This window comes from Halopseudomonas sabulinigri (assembly GCF_900105255.1).
Taxonomy (GTDB): Bacteria; Pseudomonadota; Gammaproteobacteria; order Pseudomonadales; family Pseudomonadaceae; genus Halopseudomonas; species Halopseudomonas sabulinigri.
Genome location: NZ_LT629763.1, coordinates 2,461,441 through 2,473,571, shown reverse-complemented (window position 1 = coordinate 2,473,571; position 12,131 = coordinate 2,461,441). Strand labels below are relative to the sequence as shown.

At 57.9% G+C, this 12,131-nt stretch carries 11 protein-coding genes; 8 read left to right on the top strand and 3 right to left on the bottom strand.

The features are described from left to right. Positions 1-239: 239 nt before the first annotated feature. Complete coding sequence (gene polA, locus BLU26_RS11095; RefSeq protein WP_092286639.1) at positions 240-2,984, bottom strand: DNA polymerase I; 2,745 nt, start codon at positions 2,982-2,984, stop codon at positions 240-242. Positions 2,985-3,056: 72 nt separating this feature from the next. Here polA and BLU26_RS11090 point away from each other — a divergent pair, with 72 nt between their 5' ends. The 4 genes from BLU26_RS11090 to BLU26_RS11075 all read left to right on the top strand — a co-directional run bounded on the left by BLU26_RS11090 (position 3,057) and on the right by BLU26_RS11075 (position 6,110). Continuing rightward, positions 3,057-3,341 (top strand): DUF2782 domain-containing protein, encoded by a 285-nt coding sequence (locus BLU26_RS11090; RefSeq protein WP_092286637.1) that lies wholly within the window; start codon positions 3,057-3,059, stop codon positions 3,339-3,341. A gap of 8 nt (positions 3,342-3,349) precedes the next feature. After that, positions 3,350-4,303, top strand: coding sequence for a homoserine kinase (locus tag BLU26_RS11085; protein WP_092286635.1), 954 nt, complete (start codon positions 3,350-3,352; stop codon positions 4,301-4,303). A gap of 205 nt (positions 4,304-4,508) precedes the next feature. Next, a complete protein-coding gene (locus BLU26_RS11080; RefSeq protein ID WP_092286633.1) occupies positions 4,509-5,297 on the top strand; it encodes a peptidoglycan-binding protein in 789 nt (262 codons plus the stop codon). Positions 5,298-5,411: 114 nt separating this feature from the next. Beyond that, positions 5,412-6,110 (top strand): P-loop NTPase family protein, encoded by a 699-nt coding sequence (locus tag BLU26_RS11075; protein ID WP_092286631.1) that lies wholly within the window; start codon positions 5,412-5,414, stop codon positions 6,108-6,110. 46 nt (positions 6,111-6,156) lie between these two features. Here BLU26_RS11075 and BLU26_RS11070 read toward each other — a convergent pair whose 3' ends face one another. Further along, positions 6,157-7,629, bottom strand: a complete 1,473-nt coding sequence (locus BLU26_RS11070; protein ID WP_092286629.1) for an NCS1 family nucleobase:cation symporter-1 — start codon at positions 7,627-7,629, stop codon at positions 6,157-6,159. A gap of 769 nt (positions 7,630-8,398) precedes the next feature. On the opposite strand from BLU26_RS11070, the gene BLU26_RS18690 reads away from it, so the two are divergent. From BLU26_RS18690 to BLU26_RS11050, 4 genes are all read left to right on the top strand, one after another. After that, positions 8,399-8,824 carry a hypothetical protein gene (locus tag BLU26_RS18690; RefSeq protein WP_197674482.1) on the top strand — a complete coding sequence of 142 codons (426 nt, stop codon included), beginning with the start codon at positions 8,399-8,401 and terminating at the stop codon, positions 8,822-8,824. Next, a complete protein-coding gene (locus BLU26_RS11060) occupies positions 8,821-9,555 on the top strand; it encodes a hypothetical protein (RefSeq protein ID WP_092286627.1) in 735 nt (244 codons plus the stop codon). Before BLU26_RS18690 ends, BLU26_RS11060 begins: the two co-directional genes overlap by 4 nt. A 98-nt stretch (positions 9,556-9,653) precedes the next feature. Beyond that, positions 9,654-10,082 (top strand): hypothetical protein, encoded by a 429-nt coding sequence (locus BLU26_RS11055; RefSeq protein ID WP_092286625.1) that lies wholly within the window; start codon positions 9,654-9,656, stop codon positions 10,080-10,082. Between the two features lie 554 nt (positions 10,083-10,636). Then, entirely contained in the window at positions 10,637-11,149 is a 513-nt protein-coding gene (locus BLU26_RS11050; protein WP_092288458.1) for a metal-dependent hydrolase, read from the top strand. A gap of 16 nt (positions 11,150-11,165) precedes the next feature. Here BLU26_RS11050 and znuA read toward each other — a convergent pair whose 3' ends face one another. Beyond that, positions 11,166-12,110, bottom strand: a complete 945-nt coding sequence (gene znuA / locus BLU26_RS11045; RefSeq protein ID WP_092286623.1) for a zinc ABC transporter substrate-binding protein ZnuA — start codon at positions 12,108-12,110, stop codon at positions 11,166-11,168. Positions 12,111-12,131 lie beyond the last annotated feature (21 nt).

Genomic DNA, 12,131 nt, shown 5'->3' with positions numbered 1-12,131 from the left:
GGGGTTAACTACCGGGCTGTGCTAGGAAAGGGAGTGCCCGGTTTTCTGCCAACACTAAATCACATCTAAGGAGCATGAAGGGCTGTTAAGCCGTCCATGTAATGTCTGACGGGTGAGTTGCAGCTAAGTTCAAAAAAAGATTTAGATCGGTTAGTTATGAAAAAGCCCGCGCTTAGGCTCGGGCTTTTTCGTCTGCAACCGGCAAGCTAGAGGCGTGCGGCGGCTGATCTGGCGCTCGCTTAGTGCGCTTCGTCCCAGTTGTTGCCGACCCCCACTTCGACCAGCAAAGGCACGTCCAGTTCGGCGGCTTGGCCCATGTGCTCCTGCAGGCCTTGGCTGACGGCCTCGATTTGGTCTTCGTGAACTTCCAGTACCAGTTCATCGTGAACCTGCATGATCACGCGGGCATCCAGTTTGCTGTTGGCCAGCCACTGGTCGACCTTGATCATCGCGCGCTTGATGATGTCGGCAGCCGTGCCCTGCATGGGTGCGTTGATCGCGGTGCGCTCGGCGCCCTTGCGCATGGCCTGGTTCTTGGCGTTGATCTCTGGCAGGTACAGGCGGCGGCCGAACAGGGTTTCAACGTAGCCCTGTTCGCTGGCCTGTTCGCGGGTGCGTTCCATATAGGCCAGCACGCCGGGGTAGCGGGCGAAGTAGCGGTCGATATAGGCCTGCGCCTGCTTGCGGTCGACATCGATCTGCTTGGCCAGGCCAAAGGCGCTCATGCCGTAGATCAAGCCGAAGTTGATGGCCTTGGCGCTGCGCCGCTGTTCGGTGGTGACCTCGTCCAGCTCAACGCCGAAAACTTCGGCAGCGGTCGCCTTGTGCACATCAAGGTTGTGTTTGAAGGCGTCCAGCAGGCCAGCGTCCTGCGCCAGGTGGGCCATGATGCGCAGCTCGATCTGCGAATAGTCAGCCGCCAGCAGCTTGTAGCCCTTGGGCGCGATAAAGGCCTGGCGGATGCGCCGGCCTTCCGCGCTGCGGATCGGGATGTTCTGCAGGTTCGGATCGGAGGACGACAGTCGCCCGGTCGCCGCGACCGCCTGATGGTAGGAGGTATGAATGCGCCCGGTACGCGGGTTGATCTGCTCCGGCAGGCGGTCGGTGTAGGTACTTTTCAGCTTGCTGACGCTGCGGTACTGCATGATCACCTGCGGCAGCTCGTAACCCTGCTCCGCCAGCTCCGCAAGCACCGACTCCGCCGTAGAAGGCTGGCCCTTGGCGGTTTTGGAGAGCACCGGCAGACCCTGCTTTTCATACAGGATGGCACCCAGCTGTTTGGGTGAGCCCAGGTTGAACTCCTGCTCTGCCAGGGCAAAAGCCTCGCGCTCCAGCGCGACCATTTTCTCGCCCAGCTCAATGCTCTGCTCGCCGAGCAGCTTGGCATCCACCAGCGCGCCGCAGCGCTCGATACGCGCGAGCACTGGCATCAGCGGCATCTCGATCTCTTGCAATACCTTGGCTACCCGCTCCTGCGGCTGCAGCTTGGCCCACAGCGTCTGGTGCAGACGCAGCGTTACATCGGCATCTTCCGCGGCATAAGGCCCGGCCTGCTCCAGCGCGATCTGATCGAAGGTGAGCTGCTTGGCGCCCTTGCCGGCAATGTCCTCGAACTTGATGGTGCCCTGGCCCAGATACTTGAGCGCCAGGCTGTCCATGTCGTGACGGGTGGCGGTGGCGTCCAGCACGTAGGATTCGAGCATGGTGTCGAAGGCCACGCCCTGCACGTTGATGCCGTAATGGGCCAGTACATTGATGTCGTACTTGGCGTGCTGCGCCACTTTTGCCTTGTTCGGGTCTTCCAGATAGGGCTTGAGCGCGGCCAGCACCTGATCGCGGTCGAGCTGGTCGGGCACGCCCATGTAACTGTGCGCTACCGGGATATAGGCGGCCTCGTGCGGGCTGACCGCCAGCGATACGCCCACCAAATCAGCCAGTTGTGCGTGGATACTGGTGGTCTCGGTATCAAAGGCAAACAGCTCGGCGGCTTTCAGCTTGTCGAGCCAGCGGTCGAAGTTGGCCTGCTCGGTGATGGTCTCGTAATGGTTTTCCTGCTCGGGCGCCACCTCGGCAGCGGCGTCACCATCGAGTGCGGCGGCTTTGGCCTCGCGCTGCAGGTCGTCCAGCCAGGTCTTGAATTCCAGCTCCTGGTACAGCTCGATCAGCGCTTCGCGGTTGGCCGCGCCGGGCATCAGCGCATCAGCGCGAATGTCCAGATCAACGTCGAGCTTGATGGTCGCCAGCGCGTAGGACATATAGGCCATATCCTTGTGCTCGGCCATTTTCTCGGCCAGTTTCTTGGCGCCGCGAATCGGCAGGTCGGCGATCTTGTCGAGGTTGGCGTAGATGACGTCCAGCCCGCCGCCGAGGCCGGTCAGCAGGCCCAGCGCCGTCTTCTCGCCGACGCCAGGCACGCCCGGAATGTTGTCGACCTTGTCGCCCATCAGCGCCAGGTAGTCGATGATCAGCTCGGGGCCAATACCGAACTTCTCCTTCACGCCGTCTATGTCCATCACCGTATTGGTCATGGTGTTGACCAGGGTGATGTGGCCATCGACCAGTTGCGCCATGTCCTTGTCGCCGGTCGAGATCACCACCGCGCGGCCGTTGGCAGCGCTTTCGCGCGCGAGAGTGCCGATCACGTCGTCCGCTTCGACGCCCTCAACACACAGCAGCGGCAAGCCCATCGCCTTGACACTGGCGTGCAACGGTTCGATCTGCACGCGCAGGTCATCTGGCATCGGCGGGCGGTGGGATTTGTACTGCTCGAACATGGTATCGCGGAAGGTCGGCCCCTTGGCATCGAAGACCACCGCCAGCGGGCTCTGCGGATATTGCTTGCGCAGGCTCTTGAGCATGTTCAGCACACCCTTGACCGCGCCCGTGGGTAGGCCTTTTGAGGTCGTCAACGGGGGCAGCGCGTGGAAGGCCCGGTACAGGTACGAGGAGCCATCAACTAATACAAGGGGAGCGGAGTCAGTCATGCGTCAGGTCAACATTTCCGGAGGTAATGGGTCTAGAATGAGGGCGTTACTCAACAACAGGACAAGACTACCATGATTCGACTATTTGGCCGTGGCCTGGCCGTGCTTCTGCTGGCAAGTAGTTTCTCGGTTATGGCGCAGGACGCAATCACCGGCGAACCCGACGTTACCATCCGCGAAGAAGGTGATCGCACGGTGGAAGAATACCGCGTGAACGGCTTTCTTTATGCCATCAAGGTGATCCCGAAAAATGGCGCGCCCTACTACCTGGTAGCGGTGGATGACGAGGGCAACTACATGCGCTCCGACCAGCCCGATGGCATGCGCATCCCCTCCTGGAAAATCTTCGAGTGGTGAGTTGAGCCATGTCGGTCTTTACCGAGGTTAGCCAGGCGCAGCTCGAGACCTTCTTGGAGGGCTATGAGCTGGGGCGCCTGGTGGCCTTCTCCGGCATTGCCGGCGGCAGTGAGAACAGCAACTTTTTCGTGAGCTGCAGCAGCGGCGAATACGTGCTGACGCTGGTCGAGCGCGGCGATAACGAAGCGCTGCCGTTCTTTGTCGAACTACTCGAGTGCTTGCATCAGGCGGGTTTATCCGTGCCCTACGCAATTGCCGATCGCCAGGGCCGCTGCCTGCAGCAACTCAATGGCAAGCCTGCGCTGCTGCAGCCGCGGTTGCCGGGGCGGCATGTCGAACAGCCCGACCCGGCGCATTGCGAGGCCGTTGGCCGTTGGCTGGCCCGGTTGCACAGCGCGACGGTGCAAACGCCACTGGCGCGGCCCAGTGAGCGCGGGCTGGAATGGATGCTGAGTGAAACACGTCAGCAACTGGACGCCAGCAGTGGCCCGCAAGCCGAGCTGCTCGACAGCCTGCTCTGCACTCTGGCGGCCTGGCAGCGCGACGATCCCGGCTTGCCGCGCGCCGTGCTGCATGCCGACCTGTTCCGCGACAACGTCATGTTCGATGGTCATCATCTCAGCGGCGTGATCGACTTCTATAACGCCGCCAGCGGTTGGACGCTCTACGATGTGGCCATCGCGGTCAACGACTGGTGCCTGCGCGCCGATGCCAGCCTCGACCCGCGCCGCACCCAGGCGCTGCTCGCCGGGTACGCCAGCCAGCGCAGCTTTACTGCTGCCGAGCACGAGTGCTGGCCCGACATGCTGCGCGTCGCCGCACTGCGCTTCTGGCTGTCGCGTCAACTGGCCGCGCAGCAGCACAGCGGCCAGCGCGGCGTGCTGGTAAAAGACCCTGCCCACTTCATGCAGCTGCTGCAGCAGCACCGCAACGTCCCCCTCGGCTTGCCACTGGCTCTCTGATTGTCCGACTTGCGGCGCTGGCGTTCAGCGCCCTCGCAGCTAAGCTTGCCTATGCGCTTGCCGCGCTCGCATCACTACCCTCGCCTACGGCTGACCCCGTGGGCAGCCTTTGCCCGGCAAGCCCCAACTCGCGGCGACGTTAAGCAGTGCCGTTTGGTGATCTTCGGATCATTCACCTGCACTGGCCACAGGGGAGCCCGAGCGTATGATTCCTGTTGACGGCAATTTCATTCTTAGCGTAGCACCGCGTTTTTCCGGCAATCTGGCCCAGGCGCAAATGCGCATTGTCGGTGAGATTTCCGCCGCCTTTGCGCCCACCCTGGCGCACTATCAGATCAATACGCGCCTGCGCATCGCGCATTTCATGGGGCAGGTCACCCACGAATGCGCGGGCTTCCGCACCACCGAAGAGTTCGCCACCGGCGCTGCCTATGAAGGCCGCCGCGACCTGGGCAACACCCAGCGCGGCGACGGCCGGCGTTACAAGGGCCGTGGACTGATTCAACTGACCGGCCGGTCCAACTACCGCAGTATGTCTGCGCGGCTGAACCTGCCGCTGGAGGACGACCCAGAACTGGCCGCCGACCCGCTGACCTCTCTGCGCATCGCTTGCGAATACTGGCAGATGCGCGAGATCAACCCGGCGGCGGATCGCGATGACCTGATTCGCGCTACGCGGCTGGTCAATGGTGGCCTGAACGGGCTGGAAGACCGGCGCAACTACCTGCAAAAGGCCAAAACCGCGATTGCCGCCATCGAGGCCATCGGCATTTCGCAGCGTCAGGGCGGCAGCACCGCGGCGCTGCGGCGCGGCTCCTTTGGCGACGCGGTAGGCGAGTTGCAGGAACTGCTCGCCGCCAAGGGCGTGCCGCTGGCGATTGATCGCGACTTTGGTCCGGCCACCGAACTGGCGGTGATGAACTTTCAGCGCGCCGCCGGGCTGGTGGTCGATGGCATCGTGGGGCAGCAGACCTGGGCCGCGCTGCGCGGTTAGCTGCGGATTGGGTTAGGCTGGGGCGGGCTGCGCGACAAACGTCACAACGCGGTCGTATTGCTGGCCTATATTTCGCATTGGAATTACTTTCCCAGCCCTGCACAGGATGCGTTCATGAGTACCATTCACTTCGTTGGTGGCGAGAAGGGCGGTGTCGGCAAGTCCGTCTTGTCACGCCTGCTGTCACAGTATTTTCTGGATAACGGCCTGCTGTATGCCGGTTTTGATGCCGACCAGTCGCACGCCACCCTCACCCATTATTACCCCGAGTTCACCCAGCCCATTGTGCTGGACGATTTTGAAAGCATTGATCAGATCGTTGAAATAGCCACCGATGAAGAAGACAAGCAACTGCTGGTCGACCTGCCCTCGCAGAGCCAGCGCTTTCTGGATCGTTGGCTGGAAGATAGCGGCGTGCTGGAGATGTGCGAGGAATTGGGACTGAAGACGGTGTTCTGGTACGTGGTGGACGGCGGCCGCGATTCGGTCATGCTACTGCAGGCCTTTCAGCAGAAATACGGCGCGGTCATGCCCTTTGTCGTGGTCAAAAACCACGGCCGAGGTAACGACTTCAGCGACATAGACGCGGTACTGAGCCGCGCCGAGGTGCCGCAGCTGGTTGCGGTAGTCGACATCCCCGAACTGCACACAGCCACCCTGCATCGTATCGACAAGCTGGCGCTCAGCTTCTGGTCGGCCATCAACCTGAAGAGCAGCGATGGTGCGCAGCTGAGCATGATGGAGCGGCAACGCACCAAGGTGTGGCTGCGCAAGGCTGGCCAATCCATCGGCGAGGCCTTCCAACGCCTTTAGTCATCCGCTCCAGCGCCGGCCCCAATGAACCGGCGCCAGGCGATGACTAGCCCTGGCTTTCAACACCCTGGGCTGCGTGCAGGGCGGCGGCATTGCGCATCAGCAGGTAATGCAGCACCGCACCCAGCAGCGCGCCGAGCAACCAGGCATAGCCATGCAGCTGGCTCACCGCCGGTACCCATACCGAGGCCACGGAAAACACCGAGGCCACCGCAAAGGAAATCATCGCCTTGCGGTTCCAGCCGCCGTCAAAGTAGTAGGTAGAGCCCGCTTTGGCGCTGAACAGATCCTGCAGGTTCAGTTGCTGCTTACGCACCAGGTAGTAGTCCGCGACTATGATGCCGTAGAGCGGCGCCAGAATCGCGCCCAGGGTGTCGACAAAAGCGGCGATGCCCACCTGACTGATAAACGAAACCCAGAGCGCACCAATAAAGAAGGCGATGGCCGCGGTGATAAAGCCGCCGGTGCGTGCGCTGATGCGCGAGGGCGCCAGGTTGGCAATGTCGTAGGCGGGCGGAATAAAGTTGGCCACCAGGTTGATGCCCACGGTCGCGGCAAAGAAGGTCAGCGCCGCGATGATGGTCAGCGCCAGGCTATCCACGCGGGCAACAATATCGGTCGGATTGGTCAGCGTCTCACCAAACACCACCACGGTGCCCGCGGTGATCACCAGGGCAATCAGCGAAAAGATCGCCAGGCTGACCGGCAAGCCAAGGAAGTTGCCCTTGGTCATCTGCTTCTCGTTTTTCACGAACCGCGCGAAGTCGCCATAGTTGATCACCACCGCCGCGAAGTAGGCGACCATGGTGCCCACCACCGCAAAGAAGGCGGCCACCGGGCCCGCCGCATACTCGCCGCTGCCGGCAAAGATGGTGCCCAGTTCATTCAGCAGGCTGGGGCCGGCCTGGTACCAGATGATCAACATCAGCGCGATCATCACCACATACACCAGTGGACCAGCCCAATTCAGAAAGCGGGTAATCCACTCCATGCCGCGCACAAACAGCAGCACCTGAAAGGCGCAGACCAGGCAATAAGACACCCAGCCGACGGCGGTCATGCCCAGAAAGGTGGCCGCGTCGGCTGGAGACTCCAGCACCGCATTCAGCAGCAGCGCAACTGCGGTGGAGGCAAAGTAGGTCTGCACGCCATACCAGAAGATCGCCACTATGCCGCGCACCACCGCCGGAAAGTTCGCCCCGCGTATGCCCATGCTGGAGCGCGCCATCACCGGGAAGGGAATGCCGTACTTCACACTGGGCTTACCGGTGAGCTGCACCAGCCCCATGACGATAAAGCCCGCCAGCACGATGCCGCCCAGCACCGCCCAACCGCTCAGGCCGTACGAGATGAACAGGGTCGCTGCCAGGGTATAGCCGAACAGGCTTTGAATATCGTTGGACCAGACGTTGAAAATCTCGAACCAGCCCCAGGTGCGTTTGCCCGGCGGCAGTGGCGCCAGGTCCTCGTTGTACAGCGACGGATCAATGTCGCGGATCTGAAAGTCGTCGTTAGCCATGGGCCCTTCCTTGCGTCTTGTTGTGTTTGCCATGCATGGCCAGGTGCTACAGCCATACCGGTTGCGCTTGCACTTTTTGTTCCGCCCCTGCGCTCACAGGGCTATGCGCAAACAGCGCAATAACCAAAGTGAGCAGCTAGTCAGGTGGAGCAGGTCGCATATTGTGTACAAAAAATGGCAGATTTTGTATGCAAAATTGTAGTGATAACGTGAAAGGCACTACAAAAGGGGCCGCGCGTGCGGTGTAACGCGGCATAGAGCGCCGATACGCATCCGGGAAAATCGACGGCGCAGAGGTAAGGTTCGGAGCAGCATTCGCTTTACCGCGCACCGATATGGCGCTACTTTCGATGAACGGCAATGAGCCGATTACAGGAGCCCAAGGATGGCGCGCAGTGTTACAGCACCCAGAAGCATCTCGCCCCCAGGCAGAATGCCCGCCCCCAATCCCATGCTTTCCAGCACCTGCTTGCTTGCCCACCCAGGCGCGTTCTTGTGCCCGCGTGGCAGCGTCGAGCTGCAGCAAAGTATGAAACATTGCATCTCATACAGTGTTATTGACCGCACAAAATGCGGAAGTCACGAGAATACAACTGGTGATTGGGTGCTTATGACCAAGCCACTGAATTTAAAGCTATTTTCAATAACCTGCCGGCGGCGAGGAGCGTTGATATGCAGAAGTCACTGATATGCAATCATAAAGCCGTCGGTCTAGTAAGCTGTTAAGTTTTCATGGGTAAGGTTACGCAACTCACAAAGAGAAAAGAAGATGGAAAAATTTTCGTGGCTATTGATGGATAGCGATAAGCTGGAAGAAAGCTTTCAAGAATTAAGAATACTAGTACCTAAAGAGTTAGGGCTTGAAGGATTACTAACCATTGACCGAAAGGAAGATCTCCTTAAGGTGATTGATTCATATAGAAAAAGTGTTGAGTTTTATTCAAAGGATAAATACTTCATTTCTGAAAAGCGTAAGCTTGCATTTCTTCTTAAAAAACATGAAAAGGGAGTTTTTGACAAAGAGCTTGGCATTACGAAAAAGCACTACATTGATAAGGTTGCTGCTAAGGAGTGGAAAGCAAAACTAGCTAAAGAATTTCATCCTGATAAGAACCAAGGAGATACCTCTCTTGATTATGATGAAATAACAAGCTACATCAACAAAATATACAACAGAATGGTAGGTAAAGCATGACACAGAACCTACCAGCGGTTGTATATCACCCATTAAGTGAACTTACTGAACAAAATGAACTGGATTTAGTGTTAAATGCCGCTTCTGAAGTATTGAATGCAGGTCATATAACTGCAATCGTGAATGCATTTTTCGTAAATACTAAAATCTGCGTAAATGGAATTCCATATCTGAAAGTTAGCGGTCTTTCTACAATATTGCGCACTGGTAATTCAGGTGCTGAAAGGCCTTTGATTTACCAAGGCATCCCTGGAATTATTAGTGCTTCAGAAATTGTTGAGATCGATGGCGTTGAGCATATCTCTGGGCCAACCCTGAGGGGGTTGATCGATACTAGAATAAGCTTGACTGCAGGTAGGACAAGGCAATATTTAATGATTGCAATGCAATCATACGAAAGAATATTGAATCTATCTCAAGTTAGAGATTTAAAAGATCTCTTTCTGGAAGATATTAGAAATAATCGACCACTGCTAAAAACACAACGTATTGCTGAGTACAATATTACGTCTTGTGAATTTACAGGTATTCCTTTCAATAATCGAGCAGAAGTCGAGTTTGCACATATTGAAAGCGTGGTTACAAACCCTATGTTGGCCTTAGATATAAATAATGGTGTGATTATTCAACGAGAAATACACCAAGAACTCACAAGAAGAGGGATTCACGGGTACGAGGGAATGTATAAGTATTGCCAAGAACATTCATATAGTACACGTTGGGCAGATTGAAACTTAACAAGTCAAAGCACGCGGACTTGGTAAAGCTGTCATCTTTTTCCAAAAAAAGCCGCCACCTTCACCAAGCCGGTGTTTGAGGCGTTAGCCATATGAATGAAGCCGAGCGTTGGAACCACATTTTGTCCCTTGATGAGGGGCTTTTGAAAGGCGGGGGCATTCTCTCGGAATGGTGCTCTTTCATTGTCCGCGAATCTGATTCTGCCTTTGTGCATGGTGCAAAGCTGGCATCGATACTGACAGCTGTTTCCGGGATCGAAACTTATCTGCGTTCGGAGTACGTCAAGAAAGAGCGGAGCACACTTTTTGAACTTATCAATGATGCGCCCATAGCAGACGATCTTCGCTCTGACCTGCACATACTTCGAAAATATCGGAATAAGTGGGTTCATGTGAATGACCCTTGGGATGATCAGGGGCTTATCGACACGCCGGAGGAGGCCGAGAGAGAGCTAGAAGAAATGGCCTTGTTCGCGGCTAGGGCTCTACGAAGAACAATCTATGAGAATCAGTGGGTGTAAAATCGCTAACAATCGCAGGCACAGCGACGGCTTTTTCGTTCCGGCTGCGCCTCCACTACAAAGCCGCGCGTGCTAAGGGCGTTAACTATCAAAAATGAGTAAAGCACTAGCCGTCATTGGAAATGTTCTTGCCTTCTTTATATTTGGGGTCGGTTTACTGTCACCGCTTACGCCTTCAGTCGGTATGCCTACTATGGGTTCCTTAGTCACGTTTGTTGTCTTGCCGCTAATGTTCCTGCTCAATGCAAGGCGTGCCTATACACACCAAGTGGCAAAGTACGCAGTGGTGTTTCAAGGCCTATGTATTTTGGTGCTTACTGGGTGGTTACTATCAATACAGTCAGGGGTATTTGCCAATGCCAGTTAACCACTGGATCAATTTGCTGGCCGCTGCTCACTGACGCGTATAGCTTGGGGGCGGTTATGTATGCCTTTGATGCGTGCGCCTTGCTCTGCTTTCCGAGGCCGGCTAGAACCCGAATGCGGCGACGTGGTCTGATGGGCATTCGGCCTCTTGAGGGGCCAATTTCAATATGAAACAGGCGCTGCCCCCCATGCTGATTGCTCACCTGCCCTCGGGCTACATACTCTCCAGCTACCTGATTGAGCGGGTGCGCACGTTGCCGGTATCGGCAGTATGGGTGATTGCGGCGGGGATGTTGGGTGCGGTGGCGCCGGATTTCGATATGCTTTATTTCCTGTTTGTGGATCATGGGCAAACGCACCATCACCGCTATATGACGCATTGGCCGTCACTGTGGTTGGGGCTTATTGCCCTGAGCCTGGGCTGGCGTTGGCTGGCGCGGCGCTCAGCGGTAGCCTGGCTGCTGCTGGTATTCAGCCTTGGGGGAATGTTGCACGTGCTGCTGGATACCCTGGCCGGGGATATCTGGTGGTTTGCCCCGCTGGTGGACCAGCGCTATGCACTGGTCAAGGTCACGGCGCGCTATCAGCCCTGGTGGCTGAATTTCATCATGCACTGGGTGTTTCTGGTGGAGCTGGCTATTTGCGCCTGGGCGTTCTGGCGCTTTCGCCGGCGCGCTGCCTGGAATCGGCAGATTGACTGATGCTGTTGGCGCCGGGTCAGATCCCCTCCAGGCAGCTCGCCCAGGTCTCGGTCAGCGCTTTTAGCTGCTGCTCGTAACCCTGCGGGCCTACCGCAATCGCGCTACCCAGCGGGTCGAGCTGAGCGCTTTTGACGGGCAAGCCTTCGGTCAGGCTATTCACCAGCCGTGGGGTAAATTGCGGCTCGCTGAATACGCAGGCGGGTGCGGCGGCGTTCAGGGTCTGACGTAGTTCATTAACGTGGCGGGCGCCGGGTTGAATCTCATGGGCCAGGCTGAAGACGCCGCTGTGCTGCAGGCCAAGATAGCCTTCCAGATACCCGTAGCCATCGTGAAATACAAAGTAGGGCTTGTGCTTGAGCGGCGCAAAGCGCGCCAGCAGTTGGTGGTCCAGCGCCTGCATGCGCTGTTCGAAGGCGGCGACGTTGGCATTCAGCTGGCTTTGCTGTTGCGGGTACAGCGGTGCCAGATCGTCTTTCATCCAGCGGGCGATGATCACGGCGTTCTCGGGCGATAGCCAGATGTGCGGGTCCAGGCTGCCGGGGCCATGCTCATGACCTTCATGACCTTCATGAGCCTCATGGTCGGCGTGGGCATGATGGTCGTGCTCGTGTTCGTCTGCCCCCTCATCAAAGTGGCGCAGCTGCAGGCCGGGTATCTCTACCAGCTCGCGGCTGCCTGGTAGTGAGTGCAGCGTGCCCTCAAGAAACAGCTCCAGCGATGGGCCAACCCAGTAGACTCGCTCGGCGCTGGCCAGCGCGCGCCGATCCGAGGGGCGCAGCGCGAAGGAGTGCGGTGAGGCGCCCGCAGGTAGTAGCGCGGCGGGTTGATCTATGCCGTCCAGGACGGCGGCGGCAATCTGTTGTACCGGCTTGATGGAGGCGAGCACGCGCACCTGGTCGGCGTGGGCAGCAGAACTGAGCAGCAGCCCGCACAAGACAGCAAACAGGCGAAATGACGACATGGTGGGGCGTACCTCTGAATC